Source organism: Candidatus Tisiphia endosymbiont of Empis tessellata (assembly GCF_964031035.1).
Taxonomy (GTDB): domain Bacteria; phylum Pseudomonadota; class Alphaproteobacteria; order Rickettsiales; family Rickettsiaceae; genus Tisiphia.
Window position 1 is genome coordinate 1,124,137 of record NZ_OZ034997.1, and the last position, 20,505, is coordinate 1,144,641.

Annotated in this window: 18 protein-coding genes and 2 tRNA genes; 8 read left to right on the forward strand and 12 right to left on the reverse strand. The window is 32.5% G+C overall.

The genetic code is table 11. The annotated features are described in order from the left end of the window. Positions 1 to 110: 110 nt before the first annotated feature. From mnmA to AAHM86_RS05905, 3 genes are all read right to left on the reverse strand, one after another. Positions 111 to 1,208 carry a tRNA 2-thiouridine(34) synthase MnmA gene (gene mnmA, locus AAHM86_RS05895; RefSeq protein WP_342267619.1) on the reverse strand — a complete coding sequence of 366 codons (1,098 nt, stop codon included), beginning with the start codon at positions 1,206 to 1,208 and terminating at the stop codon, positions 111 to 113. 350 nt (positions 1,209 to 1,558) lie between these two features. Continuing rightward, complete coding sequence (locus tag AAHM86_RS05900; RefSeq protein WP_342267620.1) at positions 1,559 to 3,175, reverse strand: ABC transporter permease; 1,617 nt, start codon at positions 3,173 to 3,175, stop codon at positions 1,559 to 1,561. 239 nt (positions 3,176 to 3,414) lie between these two features. Further along, the gene (locus AAHM86_RS05905) at positions 3,415 to 4,629 is read right to left on the reverse strand and encodes a penicillin-binding protein activator (RefSeq protein WP_342267621.1); all 1,215 of its coding nucleotides are present in this window, start codon (positions 4,627 to 4,629) and stop codon (positions 3,415 to 3,417) included. An 84-nt stretch (positions 4,630 to 4,713) separates the two neighbouring features. Here AAHM86_RS05905 and rsmI point away from each other — a divergent pair, with 84 nt between their 5' ends. Together rsmI and AAHM86_RS05915 are read left to right on the forward strand one after the other, a co-directional pair. Then, a complete protein-coding gene (rsmI, locus tag AAHM86_RS05910) occupies positions 4,714 to 5,565 on the forward strand; it encodes a 16S rRNA (cytidine(1402)-2'-O)-methyltransferase (protein ID WP_341748393.1) in 852 nt (283 codons plus the stop codon). A 57-nt stretch (positions 5,566 to 5,622) separates the two neighbouring features. Further along, positions 5,623 to 5,934, forward strand: coding sequence for a hypothetical protein (locus AAHM86_RS05915; RefSeq protein WP_342267622.1), 312 nt, complete (start codon positions 5,623 to 5,625; stop codon positions 5,932 to 5,934). Between the two features lie 369 nt (positions 5,935 to 6,303). Here AAHM86_RS05915 and AAHM86_RS05920 read toward each other — a convergent pair whose 3' ends face one another. From AAHM86_RS05920 to AAHM86_RS05930, 3 genes are all read right to left on the reverse strand, one after another. Continuing rightward, entirely contained in the window at positions 6,304 to 6,777 is a 474-nt protein-coding gene (locus AAHM86_RS05920; protein ID WP_342267623.1) for an NfeD family protein, read from the reverse strand. A gap of 344 nt (positions 6,778 to 7,121) precedes the next feature. Further along, complete coding sequence (locus AAHM86_RS05925; RefSeq protein WP_342267624.1) at positions 7,122 to 7,649, reverse strand: cytochrome c family protein; 528 nt, start codon at positions 7,647 to 7,649, stop codon at positions 7,122 to 7,124. 55 nt (positions 7,650 to 7,704) lie between these two features. Continuing rightward, a tRNA-Gly gene (locus AAHM86_RS05930) sits at positions 7,705 to 7,779 on the reverse strand. Between the two features lie 199 nt (positions 7,780 to 7,978). Here AAHM86_RS05930 and AAHM86_RS05935 point away from each other — a divergent pair. From AAHM86_RS05935 to AAHM86_RS05960, 6 genes are all read left to right on the forward strand, one after another. After that, entirely contained in the window at positions 7,979 to 9,613 is a 1,635-nt protein-coding gene (locus AAHM86_RS05935; RefSeq protein ID WP_342267625.1) for a class I SAM-dependent methyltransferase, read from the forward strand. A gap of 4 nt (positions 9,614 to 9,617) precedes the next feature. Beyond that, entirely contained in the window at positions 9,618 to 10,157 is a 540-nt protein-coding gene (ppa, locus tag AAHM86_RS05940) for an inorganic diphosphatase (protein ID WP_341748398.1), read from the forward strand. A gap of 70 nt (positions 10,158 to 10,227) precedes the next feature. Next, on the forward strand, positions 10,228 to 11,751 hold the full coding sequence (murJ, locus tag AAHM86_RS05945; protein WP_342267626.1) for a murein biosynthesis integral membrane protein MurJ: 1,524 nt from the start codon (positions 10,228 to 10,230) through the stop codon (positions 11,749 to 11,751). Between the two features lie 157 nt (positions 11,752 to 11,908). Beyond that, on the forward strand, positions 11,909 to 12,613 hold the full coding sequence (locus AAHM86_RS05950; protein WP_342267627.1) for a TraX family protein: 705 nt from the start codon (positions 11,909 to 11,911) through the stop codon (positions 12,611 to 12,613). Positions 12,614 to 12,853: 240 nt separating this feature from the next. Continuing rightward, positions 12,854 to 13,063: a cold-shock protein gene (locus tag AAHM86_RS05955; RefSeq protein WP_341751689.1), complete on the forward strand. Its 210-nt coding sequence runs from the start codon at positions 12,854 to 12,856 to the stop codon at positions 13,061 to 13,063. Positions 13,064 to 13,674: 611 nt separating this feature from the next. Then, positions 13,675 to 14,889 carry a DEAD/DEAH box helicase gene (locus AAHM86_RS05960; protein WP_342267628.1) on the forward strand — a complete coding sequence of 405 codons (1,215 nt, stop codon included), beginning with the start codon at positions 13,675 to 13,677 and terminating at the stop codon, positions 14,887 to 14,889. Positions 14,890 to 15,536: 647 nt separating this feature from the next. Here the strand turns inward: AAHM86_RS05960 and AAHM86_RS05965 are convergent. The 6 genes from AAHM86_RS05965 to AAHM86_RS05990 all read right to left on the reverse strand — a co-directional run bounded on the left by AAHM86_RS05965 (position 15,537) and on the right by AAHM86_RS05990 (position 20,154). Continuing rightward, positions 15,537 to 15,935, reverse strand: a complete 399-nt coding sequence (locus tag AAHM86_RS05965) for a DUF2660 domain-containing protein (RefSeq protein WP_342267629.1) — start codon at positions 15,933 to 15,935, stop codon at positions 15,537 to 15,539. Between the two features lie 46 nt (positions 15,936 to 15,981). Further along, positions 15,982 to 17,316, reverse strand: a complete 1,335-nt coding sequence (tig, locus tag AAHM86_RS05970) for a trigger factor (RefSeq protein WP_342267630.1) — start codon at positions 17,314 to 17,316, stop codon at positions 15,982 to 15,984. A 93-nt stretch (positions 17,317 to 17,409) separates the two neighbouring features. Continuing rightward, positions 17,410 to 17,494 (reverse strand) — tRNA-Leu (locus tag AAHM86_RS05975). Positions 17,495 to 17,539: 45 nt separating this feature from the next. Next, a complete protein-coding gene (dapE, locus tag AAHM86_RS05980; RefSeq protein WP_342268404.1) occupies positions 17,540 to 18,694 on the reverse strand; it encodes a succinyl-diaminopimelate desuccinylase in 1,155 nt (384 codons plus the stop codon). Positions 18,695 to 18,759: 65 nt separating this feature from the next. After that, entirely contained in the window at positions 18,760 to 19,188 is a 429-nt protein-coding gene (locus AAHM86_RS05985; protein WP_341755957.1) for a universal stress protein, read from the reverse strand. Between the two features lie 27 nt (positions 19,189 to 19,215). Further along, positions 19,216 to 20,154 carry a TAXI family TRAP transporter solute-binding subunit gene (locus AAHM86_RS05990; protein ID WP_342267631.1) on the reverse strand — a complete coding sequence of 313 codons (939 nt, stop codon included), beginning with the start codon at positions 20,152 to 20,154 and terminating at the stop codon, positions 19,216 to 19,218. Positions 20,155 to 20,505 lie beyond the last annotated feature (351 nt).

A 20,505-nucleotide genomic window follows, 5' to 3' on the forward strand; every position in this document is an offset into this window, starting at 1 on the left:
ATACTAGTGATCCACGTAGGCAAAGCCTCGCAGGGACAACATTGTGAGTAACTACAACTGTAGTGCTAAGATTACTTATTTTATAAAAATAGACTTTTCTGAAATTGTATCTATACAATTTCTCTAGTGATCCATCCCCCACCAAGAACCCGATCATTATCATATATGACACAAGCTTGACCAGGAGTTACAGCTTTCTCTGCAGAGATTAATTTTACTTTAATTTCTGTATTACTCATTTTACTAATCTTGGCAAAGGTAGCAGGACGAGTAGAGCGAATCTTAACTTGCACATCAATTTCCTCTTGTGCAACCATTTCTCTGCCTAGCCAATTAACATCCTTAATAGTAAATTCGGTAGAATCTAATACCGAATCTGGACCAACATGTACAATTTTTGTATTAGGGTCAATTCTTACTACATAAAGTGGCTCATGAAAAGCTATTCCAAGCCCACGACGTTGACCTACAGTATAGTTTATTATACCATTATGTGTCCCAAGTTCAAAGCCGTCTACATGAATTATTTTACCTTTCTCATTAGCGTTGGTTCGTATCTTACTAATTACCTTCCTATAATCACCATCTGGCACAAAACAAATATCTTGGCTATCAGGCTTATCTGCGACGCCTAAATTAAATCTAGTAGCAATATTTCTTGTTTGCTCTTTACTTAATTCTCCCAAGGGAAAAGATAGATAATTTAGTTGTTCTAAGGTAGTTGCAAACAAAAAATAGCTTTGATCCTTGGTTATATCAATACCAGTATGTAATTCTGCCCCATCGATACCTTCGATTTTTCGCACGTAATGACCAGTAGCAAGACAGTCTGCCCCTAAATCTTTTGCTACTTTTAATAAGTCTTTAAATTTAACTGACTGATTACATTTTACGCAGGGCAGGGGGGTTTCGCCTCTAATATAACTATCAGCAAAGTCATCAATTACTGATTCTTTAAATTTAGACTCATAGTCTAAGATATAATGCGGAATGTTCAACTTATCTGCTACCATTCTTGCATCGTAAATGTCCTGCCCAGCACAACAGGCATTTCTTTTCTTGGTAGCTATACCGTGATCATATAATTGTAAAGTTATACCAATGACTTTATGGCCTTGTTCATGGAGCATAGCAGCTACTACTGAGCTATCAACCCCACCAGACATTGCAACTACTATCGTAGATGGATTGTTTATTCTATTATTCATTGTATTGCTAGCCTAGCTAACCTGAATTCAATGTAACAAGTTACATCAAATTCAGGGATACATATAGAAACAATCAGGTTTGAAGCGGTTCTTCACCTGATTGTTAAATATTAATTTGCTAAAAACATGATTTTGAAAGATTAAAATTATTAGCTTTAGAAAGGCTTAAAATGCATTTGCAAAACCGCTTTAAGAATGCATTTTTCCTTATAACAAGCCAATTCGTGATAAGAATTAACTAATTCTTGTCCTGAATTTAGGTTAGCTAAACGAAACATTACATTATAATAACTTTACAGTTAAATGCAATAGGCTTTTTTGAAATTTTTGGATATTCTAGATTCATAGAATTATAGCTGAAATCTTTTAATAGAATACTCATTTAACGGTTGCCAAAATAAACGATTAAACAATACCACAAATAGAGCCATAATGCCCATACCTAAAACTATTTTATTAAAATCAGCCTTTATTGTCATTTCAGCTATATAACTTCCAATACCGCTTGCTGCTATTTTCCGATCGCCAAAATTAATAATTTCTGCCACGATACTAGCATTCCATGCCCCACCTGATGCAGTTATTGCTCCTGTTATAAAATATGGGGTAATTGCTGGTAACATTACTTTGAACCACCAATTCCAACCACTAACTCTGAAAATTTTTGTGGCATCTTTAAGATCATTGGGAATAGTTGATGCTCCTACTATAACATTAAATAATATATACCATTGAGCTCCCATAATCATCAAAGGACTAAGCCAAATATTAGGGTTTAAATCGTAACGAGTAATAATTATAAAGATAATTGGAAATAATAAGTTTGCTGGAAAAGCTGCAAAAAATTGTGCTAGTGGTTGTACAATAGCTGTTACTCTAGGATTTAGTCCAACATATATACCAATCGGTACCCATATAATTGCCGCAAGAATTATAAGTACTACCACACGTAACATAGTAATTGATGCTAAAACAAATACATTCAATAGCTCAGACCCACCAATATCGTAATGCAAGAAATGATATATGTAATAGCCTGAAAAACATGCTATGCCGCCCAGCATAGTATACCATAAATAATCGCTCCACGAAGGATTATTGGAAAAATTATTTGATGAACTTGAATTTATTTCGCTATAACGATTAAGTATGGGGAGATAAAGTATAAATTTTGCAATATAAGCAATAGGGGAGAATAATTTATGAATAATCAAACTTCTTTGAAATAAATTGAATGCCCAAGAGTGCGGCACATTGTTACCTGCGTTCATTTCATAACGAAATCTATCAGACCATGCCACTAGAGGTCTAAGTAGCAATTGATCATATGATATAATCACCAGTGACATTGACATAATTGCTGAGCTAATTGCATAAAGATTTTTCTGCGTAATTGCTAAAGCAATATATGATCCTATTCCAGGCAAGGTTATATGAGTATTGCCAACTGTGATAACCTCTGAAGCTACTACGAAAAACCACCCACTAGATATTGATACTACAATATTCCAAACTAATCCTGGCACTGCATATGGAACGCTGACCTGCCAAAATTGCCTCCATTTTGACATTCTAAAAATATATGCTGCATCATGCAATTCTTGTGGGATATTCTTAAGCGAATAATAAAAACTAAATGTCATGTTCCAAACTTGCGATGTAAAAATGGCAAATATCGCTGCACATTCAGCTCCCATAATACTTGACGGGAAAAGAGCTAAAAAAACTGTAACTGTAAAAGAAATATATCCAAGAATAGGAAGAGATTGAAGAATATCTAGTAACGGAATTAATATTTGTTCACATTTCTTGCTTTTAACAGCTAGGCTGGCATAAATAAAAGTAAAAATTAATGAGACAATTACTGCAATTAGCATCCTCAAAAGCGTTCTAAGAGAATACTGCAAAAGATTACTATACTCTAAAGTTACTAGTTGTTGCTCTAATACAGCTATTGGTGCTGCCATCTGCTTTAAACCCCAAGCAATAAAGATAAGGATGCTAGCGATTATCAAAAATGTTAACAAATTGAAGATAAAATTGGACTGAGTTTTTTTTGAATATTTTATAAAATATCTCATTGAATTTAACCTTAACTTAAGCAGCTTCTACATAATTCCTACTCGCTATAAACTACCATGAATTGTAGCCTTCAGAAAAAAACTTGATTATCGAATTAAACATTTTTGAGTTAACTATATCTAAATCAGAATTTGTTATCACTTTTTGCCATAGTACTATACAGACCATCTTCTTTCTTAATTATATCATACTCTCTTTGAGCTATTGAATCGATGAAGTAGACATTACCTGATATACCAGTATACGGAGTTTTGCCATTAATAGCTGCTAAAAATCGTTCTTCGCTAAAGTTGCTACCTATATATTTTGATGTTATCCTTCCTAGATCATAAGCTACAGTATGCATGAAAGACAAATGATTAATACCTATATTCTTAGCCCTTTCTATTATATTACTATTAACAATATTCAATGAACCAGTGTAGATAATATCTACCGGTTCAGAACGATCAATATCAATTCTGTTATCACCTATTATAACTGCTTTCTTATCTAAATTATACTTATGAATACTATCAAAAAGCAAATCTAAATTTTTACTATCATCTGACAGATAAATTACAGGTTTAGTTGCCGTATCCTCCATTTCATTTAAATTATCAACACTATTTGAGACAGTTAAAACCGCCTTTTCTATTGATTCCGGTATATTAGCATAAAATTCACTCCGCACTAAGGTAGAATTTTTTTGAATTAGTATATTTTGGATAAGTTGGTTTATAGCTTGTGCATGACTACCTGAAGGTAAAAGTGCAATGAAATTTTTATAATCATTATCGGCAAAGTAATTAATTATTTTTGTGAGCTGCTTTGACGGAGCATGACCAAATACAAAAAGTTTTTTGTCTGCCAATACAGGATTATTAGACATGGTAATGATAATAATATCATGTGCTTTAGCTTTATTGGCAATTATAGAAGTAAGATTTGAATATAATGGTCCGAGAATAATTTTTGTTTTACGTAGTAGTATTTTATCCATTGCAGCAAGTACCTGCTTTTCATTAGAACCATCATAAGAAGTAACATGAACATAAGTTTTTAAGCCATCTTCTAGACCCATTTTAATTAATTGGTTGTATTGCTTACCTAATGTAGAATGTTCTCCTGTTAGGGGCATTAAAATAGCTACTTCTAGAGTTTCCTGAGCAACTTCTTTTGACCTAGGAACAACAGTCTCCTTATTAGATTGGCAAGAAAATAAAGAGACAAGACATATGAATGATAAGGTAGCCTTTAAAAATTTTTGTGCATAAGTCAATCTAGCTGGTGATTTTGTCGTCGGAACTTGCCCTAGTACCTTACGTACATTTGAGTCCGCAGCTCGACTTGACTTCATTTCTCCTAAAAATCTTTCAACTATCTTTGACTTATGCAGGAAGTCTTTTATACTGCTCATAATGCTTACTTATAGGATTAAATTATGATCTTTAAACCAGGGCTATACATTGTCTCAACACCTATTGGTAACCTAGATGATATAACACTCCGGGCTTTAGAAACGTTAAAAAATTCCACAATTATACTGTGTGAGGATACTAGAATATCAAGAAAATTACTAGCAAAACATAATATAAAGACTAAGTTACAAGTATATAATGATCATAGTGATTATCAAGAAAGAGAATTTATCCGCACATTAATTGATAATGGAGCAATAGTTAGCCTAATATCCGATGCTGGAACACCGTTAATTGCTGATCCTGGTTATAAACTAGTAAGGGATTTAAGGAAACTGAATTATCACATAGATGTAGTGCCGGGCGTTTCGGCATTAACTACCTCTATAACCATTTCTGGATTACCATCAGATCGCTTTTTATTTGCTGGATTCTTACCAAAAACTACGGAAGGTAAAAAGAAGATTTTTACAGAATTATCTAATATAAAAGCAACTTTGATTTTTTTTGAAACTGCTAGCAGAATAGAACAATCGCTACATACAGCTTTTACTGTTTTTGGTAATAGGGAGGTATGTGTAGCACGAGAACTTACTAAATTTTATCAAGAAGTAAAGTCTGGGTTAATAGAAGATGTGCTAAATTTCTATAACTCGAATATTATCAAGGGCGAAATAGTACTGCTAATTTCTAGTGCTTCTGAACCTCATAAAGCTCTTCTTGCAGATGACTTAAAAAAATTTATAGATTTATACTTATCTAAAGGATGGAGTGCAAAAAGTGTCACAGATATAGCTAATGAAAATTTTGGAAGAAGCTACAGCAAAAAAGAAATATATTCTATAGTTAATAAAATCAAGAATTCAAGTGATTAATAACACTTAGATAGAACCACTTGGGAATTAGGACAGGAGATAAGAAATATATTAGTATTGTCGGTATCATATAATAAAATTGCTATGCCATTAATATATAAAATAATTCCTTATAAAGGAGCATGTACGGCAGACGATCAAATTGCAGTAATATCGAAATTTATAGAGGAATTTGGTAAGGAAAAGATAGAGGGAATATTAGGAGATAGGGAATTTGATAATGAGAAATTAATTACCTATCTTCACAATAAAAATATTAATTATGCATTAAGGGTGAGAAGGACAAATAGAATAGTTAATAAACAAGGTCAATGGATTAGGATCGATAGCATGAAAGAAATAAAGATAAGCAATTTTTTGATTTCTTAATCATAAAATTGTTTAAGTTACACTTTGTGCAACCAACCTAACCTTTTTGTCCAGTAGTGTGACTACATATATGCTCCGCTTGCTCACCATTCATTTTCAAATCCAATTCTTCAAATCATTTGAGTATAGTACGTGAGTACCGCAGATATTGGATAATGACGACGCAATTCTTGATTTTCATCGAGTACATCGTCTACCAACTCTTCATTTACGAGCAGTATACACCTTCTCTACACGTCATATATGGGCTTCGTCCATATATGACGCTGTGGTATAGGTATTTGTAAACTTTCAACAGTTGTGCTTCGCATACACAGACGATTGTTATAGAGCAAAAGCAAATTTTGACAACAAAATTACCAAAAAAAATCAGTTCGTAACACTCCCATTTCTTGCAGTACATATAAGGACATTACCATCAACTTGCACTATGCAGAGTATATCTCCTTTATGTACTGATTTTATAGTATCTTTGCTGAGTTTAGCATTCATAATAGTTCCTGACCATAATACCTGTCCTGTTTCCCCTACTAGAAGTTCATTGCTGTATACCACTACTTCCTTACCAACCATATCAGAATATTCGTACTTATCATATTTCTTGTAAACATAAAATTTTAGCGGATACCATAAGGTAATCAGCCACATAAAAGAAGCAAAGCCAAAAATTATATACTGGTATTTTAAAAGACCCGGGTAATTGTTTAATATTATTGCAGTAGATACTCCACCTAGACCCAAAAATAAAAAACCAACATTTGGAATATTAGCAAATTCTATAATTATACAAATAACGCCAGCGATCAGCCACCATTCTACTATTGAAATTTCATATAGGATCATAGGATACTTTCTATAGATAAATGATTTCACCGAATTTGGGATAAGAATTGACAAATTCTTATCCCGAATTCGCGTACATCAAACCTCAATTTTGGATTAAAATTTTTAATTTTAATCCAAAACTGGCTATAATATCAGAAAAATGCATTCTTGAAGTGCTTCTACGAATGCATTTTAATCTATTATCGCTAATAATCTTATTTTTATTAGTATAAAAATAAGATTATTAGCAAATGAAATATTTAACAATCAGGCGTCAAACCGCTTTAAGCCTGATTGTTTACTTTCTCATTCCAATTTCGGATTAATGAAATTAATCCGAAATTGAGGTATCAAGGGAGAATTTAGTCATGAACAAATGTCTTTAAAAACATTATAACATTAGCTATATCTTGAGGTTTATTTAAACCAGCAAAAGTCATCTTTGTACCAGGTATATATTGACTAGGTTTATGCAAAAAATGAAATAAACTTTCTTCATTCCAAATTCCCCCTTTGCTGGATAAAGCACTTGAATATTTATAATTCTCTGCTTTAGCTTTTTCTGCCCCAACGATATTCCATAGATGTGGTCCAACCTTATTAGCTTTATTCTTATCAAGAGAATGGCACATTAGGCATTTTTTTGCTATCTCCCTTCCTGCTTCAGCATTAGCAGTTTTCATCAATTCTTCTATATTCACTGGTGCTTCTACAGTAGCTTTAGCGTCAAGGTCACTATGAGAATCTTCTGTTACTTCTACACTATAACCTCGAGATTCAGGATGTAAAACAGGCTTATACAAAATATTTGTTATAAACCCTACCATCATTGCAATTAAACTGGCTAACAAAATAGAAGCGGCAATTTTATTTAACTCTATTCCAGACATATTTAGGTCGTCTCCGTAGAGAGAATATGTATTACTCTTAGAACCATTTTTATATTGGAGCGGGTGAAGGGATTCGAACCCTCGACTTCGACCTTGGCAAGGTAGCACTCTACCCCTGAGCTACACCCGCTTTTAAAAGGCTCACTTATATAAAAACAACTCATGAATATAAGGAAATACTGTAAAAAGATCAAGAAGAAATAACATCAAAAGAAATTTAATTTTAATCGTAGATACTTTTAATTAGGTATCCTATAGAAATGTAGAAAATCCTTGCTTAAAATAACTAAATCCACTAGAAATTATTACTTTTATCATGGAGCAAATATATGGGGCAAAAAAATAATCCTAATAACAATCCTAATAACACTTTACTAGAAAAGCAAATAAATAATATTAATTATGATGATTTCCCTTATGAAAGTTTTCCTTTTATTTATACAAGACCGGAACATTTAAGAACTATTGGCCTATTATTTAACATGAAACCTCCTGCTATAGATACTGCTAGGATACTTGATATTGGTTGTGCTGAAGGTGGCAATATGATTGATTTTGCTGAAAGTTACCCAAAATCTTATTCTTTAGGAATTGATTTGTCAAAGGTCCAAATTGTTAATGGCATGGAAATAATTAAGAGTTTAGGTCTTAAAAATATTGAACTAAAACACTTATCTATACTAAATCTTGATGAGTCAGTTGGTAAGTTTGATTATATAATTTGCCATGGAGTAATCTCGTGGGTGTCTACTATAGTTAAGGACAAGATTTTTGAAATTTGCAATAAATTATTAAACCCCGACGGTATTGCCTTTATTAGTTATAATACTCTACCAGGCTGGAATATGCAAAAAACTATCAGAGATATGATGATGTTTCACAGTAGCACCTTTACTGACAACCATAGTAAAATACAACAAGCTAAATTATTATTAGATTTTGTTACTGATTCTTTAGAAGGTTCAGATAATTCTTATTCTAAATTCTTACAACACGAAACTAAACTTCTTAAAACTACAAATGATTCATATTTACTACATGAATATCTTGGAGAAGAAAATACAGCTTTTTATTTCAATGAATTTATAAGTACAGCTAGAAAACATAATTTAAATTACCTTGGGGATTCTACACTTTCTGCGATGTTTGTCGGTAATTTACCTGCCAAGGCTGCAGAGCAATTACAAGCGATAAATGATATTGTTAGAACCGAACAATATATGGATTTTATCACTAATCGTAAATTTAGGACTACTTTATTATGCCACAATAATGTCTCTATAAATAGGACAATTGAACCAAGTAAGTTAAGTGATTTTTATACTACTTTTAATATTATACCAGTCATGTCTGAAAACGAAGTGGATATGAATAATACAGTAGAAAGTTTGGGATTTCATTATAATAATTCAGAATCCCCTAATATTTCGACGTCCTCTCCTATAATAAAGGCAGTTTTCTATGTTTATGCTGATAATATTGGTAATCCTTTGACTTTGGATCAAATTTGTAAATTGGCTATGAAAAAATTAGAAAAATTACAGCTTAAAGATATTAGAGAAGAATTAGATTCTGTAATTATAAAACTAGTGTTACAAGGGTACGTACAAATATTTGCAACAAGACCTCAGTCAATATATGACATTTCGTCCAAACCAAAAGTAAGCGATTTAGCAAGATATCAAGCCCAAAAATTAGACTCAACTAATTTGTTTGTGACAAATCGAGTTAATGCTGTTGTTCCATTGCAATTACATGAAAAACATATTATTGAACTATTAGATGGACACAACTCTATACAACAGATTGAAGAAAAAATATTTGAAAAATTTGCTGCTGGAGTATTAGTAGCATCTAATGAAAATGGTAAGATAAGCGACGAAAACCTTTTAAAGCCATTTATTAGTCACTATGTAGATGTTTGCTTGCAAAAATGCAAAATGAATTATTTATTAATTGGGTAAAGTGATGTTAGTTGAAAAAATTAAGACCAAAGTTGGTCATGAAGAGATAAATGTGATTATCGAGATTCCAATGCAAGATAGTCCTATAAAATATGAGATGGATAAGGAATCAGGAGCAATATTTGTTGATAGGTTTATGCAAACCGCTATGTTTTACCCATGTAATTATGGGTTTATTCCGCACACCTTATCAGAGGATGGAGACCCGGTAGATGTATTGGTTGTATCACATTATCCTGTCATACCTAGCTCTGTGATTAGGTCACGCCCTATTGGTGTTTTAATGATGGAAGATGAATCTGGATTGGATGAAAAAATTATCGCTGTGCCTAGCTCTAAGCTAGATATTACTTTTGATTCAATAAAAGATTTAGATGATCTTTGTCCGATGTTGAAACAACGTATAGTACATTTTTTTGAACATTATAAAAATCTAGAAAAAGGTAAGTGGGTGAAGGTAACTGGCTGGGAAAATGCTCAAAAAGCTAAGGAGTTGATTAATGAAGGTATATTAAGGGTATCTACTAAGATAGAAAATCAATAATTGGCATTTGCTTTATGACCGAAAACGATAAGGTGAAGAACAGTGCTTACATGATATCGAGGCAGCTTAAATGAAAGGCGAAGGATATACATTATTTCGTTCTGGAATTATAGTATCTATCTTTACTTTAATCTCCCGTATATTTGGTTTGGCTCGCGAATTATTCATTGCTTCATTATTTGGTGCTGGTAATATTGCTGATAGTGTTAATGTTGCTTTTAAATTACCCAACCTATTTAGGCGTATTTTTGGGGAAGGGGCGCTTTCAGTCGTTTTTGTACCTATTTTTAATACAAAACTCATAGAATCTCGAGAAGCAGCACGCCATTTCACTGGAATTATCTTTACTATTTTACTTATTACTTTAGTAAGTGTAGTAGTGTTAATGCAGGTTTTCATGCCATCATTAATGTTCATCATTGCTCCTGGTTTTCATGAAGATATAGACAAGTTTAATTTGACAGTTATTTTGTGTCGCATTACCATGCCATATTTAATTTTTATCTCGGTAAGTGCTTTACTAGGGGGAATTTTAAATTCAGTAAAAAGATTTGCAGCTTTTGCTTTTTCTCCGATCATTTTAAGTATTACTGTTATAATTACAACAGTAATATTACAAGAACATATATCTACTCCTATATCGATTAGTTTATCTTTGTTGATTGCTGGGTTATTACAAATTATCTTTATGTTTTTTTGTGTAATTAGGGTTGGTTTATCATTCCCACTAGTTTTTGACCCATGTAATAAAGATGTAAAAAAGTTTTTGTTTGGTATGGGTCCAGCGACTATTAGCTCTGGATTTCAGCAACTTAACTTATTTATCTCGCAATCAATAGCTAGCTTCATCGAAGGGACAATTTCAATATTATCCTATGCAGATAGAATATACCAATTTCCTTTATCTATAATAGGGGTAACTTTTGGTACGATATTATTACCAGAATTATCAAAAACATACCAAATGAATGATTTAGAAAAAGCGGCAAGGATTCAAAATAATGCTATTAAAGTTGGACTTTTATTATCTTTGCCAGCTGCGTTCGGTATTATCGCTTTATCAGAATCAATCATTCATGTAATATATGAGCGTGGAGCTTTTACTTATGCTGATACAATTAAAACTGCTGAAGCTATTTCCGGTTTTGCCCTTGGTTTACCAGCTTTTATACTTGCCAAAATTTTGATGCCTATATTTTATGCTAATAGTGATACGAAAACTCCTTTAAAAATAACATTATATTCTCTTACTGTGAATACTATATTAAATATCGTTCTGATGAAACCATTTGGTCATCTTGGTATCGCTCTTGGCTGCTCTATTACCGCTTGGTATAATGTTTGGTTGTTATATATATATACAAAGAAATATGGTCATTCTTTCATTGATTCAAAATTATACTCTTTTTGTGGCAAGATTTTATTCAGCTGCGTAATAATGGTACTAGTAATTTGGGTGATTAAGCACTATTGTTCTGAATATTATTATTCCGAATTATTATTAGTAAAAACTTTTATGCTTGCAGCCACAATTTTAGCTGGAGCGATAACGTTTTTTCTAATGGTTTATTATTTTAAACTTTATCCAAAATAATTTAACCTTAGTTCTATGTAAGACATAGGTTAAATCGCTTCGGTGTCATTCCTACGAAAGTGGGGGGCTTTGCAAACGTGGATTAAAAACACCAACTATACAAGAATTATGCTCAATCTACTAACTCGTTACATCGATATTTGAGGTTAATTTATTAATGATGAAAACTGAATCTAATTATCAAGATTTTTTGAAAACTATAGCCATAATAACCATGGTGATAGATCATTTAGGGTTATACTTTTTCCCTGAATATGAAATAATGCGGGTTATCGGTCGTATTAGTATGCCGATTTTCTGCTTTTTTGTTGGCTATAATTTTCATAAAAAACCAAAAATTAAAATCCTTGTAGTCGGGGTTCTACTACATATTTTTACTACCATATTATTTAAGCAGTTCACCACAACTAACATACTTATTCCTATTTTTCTAGGTCAATGCTATCTTTATTGTTTTCAAAATAGCCTAAATAATTTTTTCTATAAGGGTTATTGTCACGTTGTCTTCCTTGGGACTCTTTGGTTCTGCACTTGGTTTTTGGTTGATTATGGTACCATAGGTTTAGCTATCATGTTACTTGGCTATATAGCTAAACATGATCTAGGTAATCTTAGGCTTGCCCTTGCAATATCTATGATTTTGACTGTACTGCATACCATTGCTGTTTTTCCCTTGTCGTATATCTATGTACTTATAGTAGTTATATTTGGAGTTTTGCAATATATATTTATGGTTGCAAGAAATTTTGAGCAAAAAATTACTATAAATTTACGGATTATAAGCCATAATGCTTTATATATCTATGCTATACATCTAGCAATTTTACAATTTTTATTTTTCAAATTCTACTTACAGAATTGATAAATCAGTGAATAAACTGTGCTAAAATATCTATGTTTCAAAGAAAAATATAGAATCTACACATAATTGTCTTATCCCTTGTTGACAATTATTAAGAAAAAGAGTAACATACTTGCTTGAGTTTAATAATTAACTCTTTAATAGCATGAAAACCTTGTATCTGTCAATTTATTTGGTTTAATTTCTACGGAAGAGTTGTGAATTAAGTTCGAATAAGTAACTCTATACTAAAAGGTTTTTATGGCTACTAAAGTAGGTAAGGTTAAATGGTTTAATACAACCAAAGGTTTCGGTTTCATCCAGCCAGACGATGGGGGGAGTGACGTTTTTGTTCACATCTCGGCTGTAGAGCGTGCCGGTATCCGTAATCTTAATGAAGGTCAAAGTGTTGGCTTTGATCTAGAAGATAATAAGGGGAAAATTTCTGCTGTTAATCTACAAATAAAATAATATTTATTTAAAACTACAAGCAACTACTCAAAATTTATGAGTGGTTATTAAACTAGTGAATTTTGGGTAGTATCATCTTTTTATACACTTCATGGATTATTTTTTGTAATTCAGTGTTTCACTGTAAGTTAAAGTTATAATTTTGTTGGGTCATGTGAGTATATTTTGTTACATCATAATATAATAGTTTTTTACTACACAATTAATTGACAACTCACATTATAACGTAAGAACTTAATCATACACTTATTCTTTTAAAGTATAGAATATATGTTTACTCAAATGCTTTGACTAACCTGAATTCGATGTAAGACATTGGTTTAATAGCCTAGGGTGTCTCAATTTTGGATAAGAATCAACTAATTCTTATTAAAAAATCGTCTATTAGCGAAGTGCCGTTAGGCACTGTGGCAATCTTCATGAAGTATAAGGTCTCCTTCACAAGATTGCCACATCGCACCCCAATTCGGGATAAGAATTAGTTGATTCTTATCCCGAATTTGCGTGTCGCTGCTTGCAGCGGTTTCTCGCTAATAGACGGTTAAAATCCTGAATTGGGGTAAAGCATTTGAGCATTTTTAATTTAAGATAAATAATATTGGACTTATATAATGAAAAGTTTTAATTTACCAAATGAAGTGATTATATCACTTGAACGCATGAACATAACCTCTCCAACGGAAATTCAAAGAAAGGCCATACCGGTTGCTATGCAAGGTAATGATGTTCTAGCTTCTAGTCAAACTGGTTCGGGTAAGACCCTTGCCTATTTGCTACCAATAATCAATTCTTTTATACAGACTAAATCAATGTCTTTGGTACTTGTTCCAACTCGGGAATTAGCTACTCAAGTGCGTGATACTTTAACTAAGGTAACTACTCAAATAAAACTTCCTAGTGCGGTTTTGATAGGCGGTGAACCAATGTATAAACAATTTACACAACTAAAAGTAAATCCTAAAGTTATAATTGGCACACCAGGTCGTATCATAGATCATTTACTTCGTGGTACTTTAAAATTAAATACTATCCAACTGGTAGTACTTGATGAAATGGACAGAATGCTTGATATGGGTATGAAAGAACAATTAGAAGAGATAAATAAATATATACCTGCAAAACGCCAGGTTTTAATGTTTTCAGCTACTATGCCAAAACATATTATTGCATTATCGCAAAAATACGTGGTTAATCCTCATCGTATTACTGTTGGATCAACTACTAAGGCTGCATCTCAAATAAAACAAGAAACTTTGCGTGTTTCTGATAAAGAGAAATTTCCTGAGCTTATAAAGCAATTAAATGAACGTGATGGTTCTATAATTATTTTTGTAAAAACTAAGCGTGGTGCTGATCAGCTTGCAAAAATGTTGAAATTTGAAGATCACAAAGCTGAAGCTATACATGGTGATTTAACACAAGGTAGACGTGATCGTGTAATTTCATCATTTCGCTCTTCTCGTCATAGGATCATGGTGGCAACAGATGTTGCAGCTCGTGGTTTAGATATACCTCATACACAGCATGTTATCAATTATGACTTACCAATGGCTCCAGAAGATTATTTGCATAGAATAGGTAGAACTGGTAGAGCTGGTCTCTCAGGTTGTGCATTATCATTCATTTCGCCAGAAGATAATATCAGATGGAAAGCTATTGACCGCCTAATAAATCAAGGTGAAACTACTTCAAGAGCAGATATGAGGGAAAGTAAGAATCGCAGAAAACCATTTAATGGTCATAATGGCAAAAAAAGTTATTTTCCTCGTAATAATAATGATAGGAAACCTTATGCTGGTCCTGCTAGAAATAATAAAGCATTCTAATATACTCAGGTAGAACTTCAAGAATTAAGGTCGTCGTGTCTAAAGCACAACTATTGAAAGTTAAAAAACCGTCTATTAGCTAAGTGCTGTTGTAAGGCTTAAACAATAGTACCCTACATTTTTCTATAATCGTCATAGCAAGGCTCTTTAGATATCGTGGCGATCTAGGTAAACAGCGAAGCTGTTTTTTTAGAGTTAAACGCTTCGCGTATCCTGGATTGCCGTGTCGCCGCTTCCAGCGACTCCTCACTAATAGACGATCAGCAGCTATTTTAATAGTAGACCTCTTTCGAAACTCTACTTCTGCTGGTGATTTGTACGTCGATGCGGTACTCGAATCCTCACGTACTAGAGTACGCTGCGGTTCTGCGTTCCGCGCGTCTCCTTCAAATCCCTCAGCATAAGCGAGTTTTGAAGGAGGTCTAGTGGTTATATAAAAAATGTAGGGTACTATGGTTAATAGCTCTCAACTATCGAAACCAATTTTTTAAATCATTTGAGTATATGAAGAGTTGGGTAGACGATAGTATAACTTCAAGAAGAGCTAGGCAGTAGCAAAGTCGAGCTGCTAGGCGTACATTAGTACGTGAGCAGCTTCGATCTTTGGTCGCGGGAACGCCAATTCTTGAAGTTCTACCTGAGTATACTTATTTACCCAAAGTTTTCTGAGATTGGGAATATGCTTGTTGTTCAATGCTTGCAACCCTTGATATAGCCTGTTGTTTGATACCAAGATCTACTACATGCTCATATCTCATTCCATTATCTAACAGGATATGACCAAGTTTATTTACTAACTCTACATCCTTTTTAGATAATTTACTAATAATTAATTCTGTAATTTCATATAAAAACTTCCAAGATAGCTCGACTCTATCATTGAGTGAGAGGTTCTTTTTATTATTTTCTTTATTAAATGGTTCTGCATTATTAGGATCATCAACAAGCGTTCTAACCGATGTTTTCTTGCTCTTTTTATAAATAAAGAATGTGACAAACACTAGAAATAAACCTACTACAGCGATTATCAAATTAGTATTTTGCATAAAACCCTCCAAATATATCTTACTGATAATGCCCTGCTACTTGACTCTATACCACACGATCTTCTTCTTGTGCTAAAAATTCTTCAAGCTTTTCTTTCGTATAATTTTTTTCCTCTAAGATCACTTCATTGTCAAAAATATGTTGTACTGTTTTTTCTTCTAATAACAGACCTTTTAAGCGTTCAAGAGCATTAGGATTTTTTTTATAAAAATCAAATATTGCTGTTTCTTGACCTGGAAACTTCCTTGCTTGAGCCATAATAGCACTTACAAGATCTTTCTGTTCGATATGCAAATTCTTAATTTTCATATATTCGGATAACATTAGACCTATTCTAACACGACGTAAGACTAGCTTATTATAATACTCACTAATTTCTGCTTCTGATTTATCTTTAAATATCGAATCTGAGTCACTATTGCTCTCCTCCGTTTGAGATTTCAGAATACTTATCTCTTGGTCTATTAAAGATTTAGGAACATTAAACATTAATAGCTTTTCTAATTGATCAAATAAGCTCATTTTCATTAAAGTGCGTATAGGCTCACTATATTCATTTTCTATGCTTTTAGAAATATTATCACGTAACTCTTCTAGTGTTTCACAATTAAATTTCTTAGCAAACTCATCATCAATAACTACCTCATCAGCAGAATGTACTGCCTTTACTTGTACAATAAACTTAGCCGGTTGACCTGCGACTTGCTCCATATTATAATCTTCAGGAAATTTAACGTTGACTTCTACCTCATCTCCAATCTTAGTTCCAATAAGCTGATCTTCAAACCCCTCAATAAAAGTTCCACTACCAATTACTAGTTTATAATCTGTAACCTTACCACCTTCAAAAGCCTCATTATTGACATAACCAATCGCATCAATAGTAACTTCCTGCCCTTTTTTTACTTTCCCTTTACTTTCTTTATTATAAATTTTTGATATAGATGCAAGCTTATCTATTTGCTTATTAACATCATCTTCTTTAATTACTAACTTTGGATGAGTAATTTTCATTTTTTTAAAATCTGGCAATTCAATATCAGGTAATAATTCAAATTTTAGAGTAAATTCTATATCCTCATTCTCTTCATTACGTAAATTTTCTAACTGCGGATCACCTATTGTTTTTAGTTTATGATCTTTAATAACATGCTGTACTGCATGATTAATTTCATGGTTTACCACATCAGACCTAACAGATTGCTTATATTTTTTATTAACAATGCTGATTGGCACTTTACCAACACGAAACCCATCAAGCTTAACTTTTTTTGCTAAACTATCTAATTCTTTTTGCACTTCATTGGCAATTTTAGAAGAAGGAAGGACTACTTTAACTTCAAAATCTAGACCTTCATTTTTAAGTTCTGTGACTTGCATACTAAAAAACTCATTAGCAATATTAAAACCTTACGAAAACTTGAAGAGCTACTAAATTAAATCAAGCTCTTCAGTTTTTGTATTATTATTTTGTGGTGCGGATGGAGGGACTTGAACCCCCAAGCCTTGCGGCGCTAGAACCTAAATCTAGTACGTCTCCCAATTTCGTCACACCCGCATAGCTGTATCCCTAACCTTAACATAGATTGTTTTAACAACTTAATTAAATAGGTTCAGCTAGGAATTTTATCAGAGAATTATAATACACATGATACAGACTTTGTAAATCGTTAATTTCTGTGTATTCATTAATTTTATGAGCTGTATTAGATTGTAAACCAAATTCCACAACAGGACAATAATTTTGGATAAACCTCGCATCAGAAGTACCACCACTAGTAGATAATTTTGTATATACTCCTGTTGTATTAGATACTACCCGAACAAAATCGGCAATTAACCCTACTGGTTCTTGAATAAAACAATTAGCTGAAGTTACACTACTTAATTCATATTTAAAGTTATATTTCGCACAATATTTATTAATTATCTGATCTATCAAATCTGTTATGCTCGATGATGAATGAAGATCATTAAAACGAATATTAAACTTTGTTGTAATTTTTGAAGGAATTACATTAGTAACATCATTACCTACATCAATAGACGTAACTTCTAGATTCGACTGTTGAAAAAATTCACTTCCTTCATCCAGTCGATAATTAACCAACTCATTGAGTATCTGAACTAAAGGAGTAATCGGATTACTGGCTTGTAATGGATATGCCACATGCCCCATTGTACCATATAGAACTAAGTTAAAGTTAACACTTCCTCGTCGACCAATTTTTATGGTATCGCCTATTTGATGCTCATTTGTTGGTTCACCTACAATAGCAAGATCGATCAAATTATTACTATCCTTATGCAAATATTTTAACATTTCCACAGTGGCATATTTGGCTTTTCCTTCCTCATCGCTAGTAATTAGAAAACTAATTGAACCATGCGGAGTTGGATTTAACTTAATAAAATCTAAGCTAGCAGCTAGGAAACATGCTATCGCTCCCTTCATGTCAACAACTCCCCTACCATAAATCTTATCACCTACGGTAGTTGCTATAAAAGGGTCGTTAAGCCATAATGCCTTATCACCTGTTGGCACGACATCAACATGTCCAGCAAAACAAATATTAGGTCTTGCATTACCATAAACAGCATAAAGATTGGTTACTTTATAATTATCCTCTCCAAATATTTTGATTTCAGTCTTAAAACCATTTTCTTCTAATAAATCATTAATATATTCAATACAACCACTACTCTCAGGAGTTACTGATTGAAAACTAATTAAGTCTTCAAGAAATTTTATCAAGATAACCTCCAATAGCCATAAACTTATAGTTCTTCCTAAAAATTCCTCTCTCATATCTAGCCAATGTTTTATTCTCTGACAACCAAAACAGACACACCCGAGTGCCGCACAATCTTGGAAGCATTAGGACCTAACATATAGTCTCTAAGCTGTGGTCTGACTGCTGAAATAATGATTAAGTCAGCTTTCACTTCATTAGTATATTGTATTATTTCATCATATACTGCCCCTCGACCAATATGCAATTCAACTTCGATCTCCTCTGGCACATATTGTCTAATTAATTCTGTTACTTGTACCCGATATTTTTCTTTTTGATCTTTTGCCCAACTTTTAGGCAAATAATCTTCAACCATTTTCATACCGAAATCTGAAATGATATAAAGAAAATGTAATTTGGCACTAAAGATAGTAGCAAAACTTAAAGCCTTTGGTAATATCACCTTAACTGATTGTTTATCCGACAAATCTATTGGTATTATTATATTTTTAAACACAATTAACACTACTCCGGTGCATTTATATTATTTTCTATTTCTTACTACTGAATGTTTTGGTAAAACAAAATTATTAGTATCAGCAAAATGCTCAATATCTATATTATATAACATATAATTAGAATGTTTAAAATGTTTTACGTTTTTGTGAAACATCCCGATAAATTTATCCAATAGTTTAGCATCCATATTGCTATTAGTAACTAAAATTGCTGTTACTGCTACTGTATTCTGATCGAGAGTGATCCCAGGATATAATCTTTTATCCAGTAATGCCTTATGAAAAGCTTTATTAGTGGCAATTAATTGTGCAATTTTATTATCTTCAATAGGCACAAAATCAACTTTACAGCTATTAGCAGTAAATCCCATCAAGGCATTAGGATGACCTACCGTCATCATTATCACATCAATGTTACCACCGCAAAATTCTTTTATTGACTCTTCATAATTAATTTCATCAACATCTATTGGTTCTTTAGTAAAATTATATAACTTCCTTATAGCATTATAGGTAATAGTATTACTAGAGAATGGCAAGCCATTTGATATTCTCTTACCCTCAATATATGAAAAAGTCTTTATCTCATCCCGATTTTTTACAACAACAGTAAAAAACTCATCATATAGATTAAGTACCTGACGCATTTCTTGCATTTTTTCTGTATTAGAGTAATATCCAGTACCTTCAAAAGCCTCAAGTGCTACATTAGATTGCACTAAAGCTAAATCTATCTTACCTTCTTTTAACAAAGCTAAATTTTCAACCCCTCCACTGGTAGGTACTACTTCACAATTCACACTTTTATCAGCTAAAGTAAAGGTTTTACACAAATCCAATCCGATAGAGTAATAACCCTTCAAAATAGAACCAGACCCAATTCTCACTGTTTTCTGTGAAGCAAAAACGCAATTACTAGTAAAAAATAGGCAAAAAACTACCAATAAAACTCTGAAATTATTCATAAATAACACTATACACTAAAAATAATTGACCACTAATACTTAAAGACTTAAAATTTAATAAATCATTTTCCCTATCCAAAGTACCTTTACTATTATTGATAATCAAGATAATTGTTACAATTCATGTGTAAAAAAATCCTTATTCCTTACCAAGTGTGCAAGTGTTAGTAACTGACCTTATGCATAGTATTTAAAAGTTATAGGGAGAACAGCACAGCGTCATTGCGAGGAGCTACTTTAGTAGCGACGAAGCAATATAATAAATGTGGATTGCCACTACACTCACGCGGTCTCGTTAATAGAGCCTTGTACTTTTCTGCAATTTCTAAATTGTCGTGTAGATTATGCGTA

Coding starts and splice junctions, on each gene's coding strand:
- AAHM86_RS05955 (WP_341751689.1), top strand. CDS start 12,854: ATGGCTACTAAAGTAGGTAAGGTTAAATGGTTTAATACAACCAAAGGT.
- murJ (WP_342267626.1), top strand. CDS start 10,228: ATGAAAGGCGAAGGATATACATTATTTCGTTCTGGAATTATAGTATCT.
- AAHM86_RS05960 (WP_342267628.1), top strand. CDS start 13,675: ATGAAAAGTTTTAATTTACCAAATGAAGTGATTATATCACTTGAACGC.
- AAHM86_RS05935 (WP_342267625.1), top strand. CDS start 7,979: ATGGGGCAAAAAAATAATCCTAATAACAATCCTAATAACACTTTACTA.
- AAHM86_RS05965 (WP_342267629.1), bottom strand. CDS start 15,935: ATGCAAAATACTAATTTGATAATCGCTGTAGTAGGTTTATTTCTAGTG.
- AAHM86_RS05950 (WP_342267627.1), top strand. CDS start 11,909: ATGATGAAAACTGAATCTAATTATCAAGATTTTTTGAAAACTATAGCC.
- ppa (WP_341748398.1), top strand. CDS start 9,618: ATGTTAGTTGAAAAAATTAAGACCAAAGTTGGTCATGAAGAGATAAAT.
- AAHM86_RS05990 (WP_342267631.1), bottom strand. CDS start 20,154: ATGAATAATTTCAGAGTTTTATTGGTAGTTTTTTGCCTATTTTTTACT.
- AAHM86_RS05905 (WP_342267621.1), bottom strand. CDS start 4,629: ATGAAGTCAAGTCGAGCTGCGGACTCAAATGTACGTAAGGTACTAGGG.
- AAHM86_RS05900 (WP_342267620.1), bottom strand. CDS start 3,175: ATGGCAGCACCAATAGCTGTATTAGAGCAACAACTAGTAACTTTAGAG.
- mnmA (WP_342267619.1), bottom strand. CDS start 1,208: ATGAATAATAGAATAAACAATCCATCTACGATAGTAGTTGCAATGTCT.
- rsmI (WP_341748393.1), top strand. CDS start 4,714: ATGATCTTTAAACCAGGGCTATACATTGTCTCAACACCTATTGGTAAC.
- AAHM86_RS05920 (WP_342267623.1), bottom strand. CDS start 6,777: ATGATCCTATATGAAATTTCAATAGTAGAATGGTGGCTGATCGCTGGC.
- tig (WP_342267630.1), bottom strand. CDS start 17,316: ATGCAAGTCACAGAACTTAAAAATGAAGGTCTAGATTTTGAAGTTAAA.
- AAHM86_RS05925 (WP_342267624.1), bottom strand. CDS start 7,649: ATGTCTGGAATAGAGTTAAATAAAATTGCCGCTTCTATTTTGTTAGCC.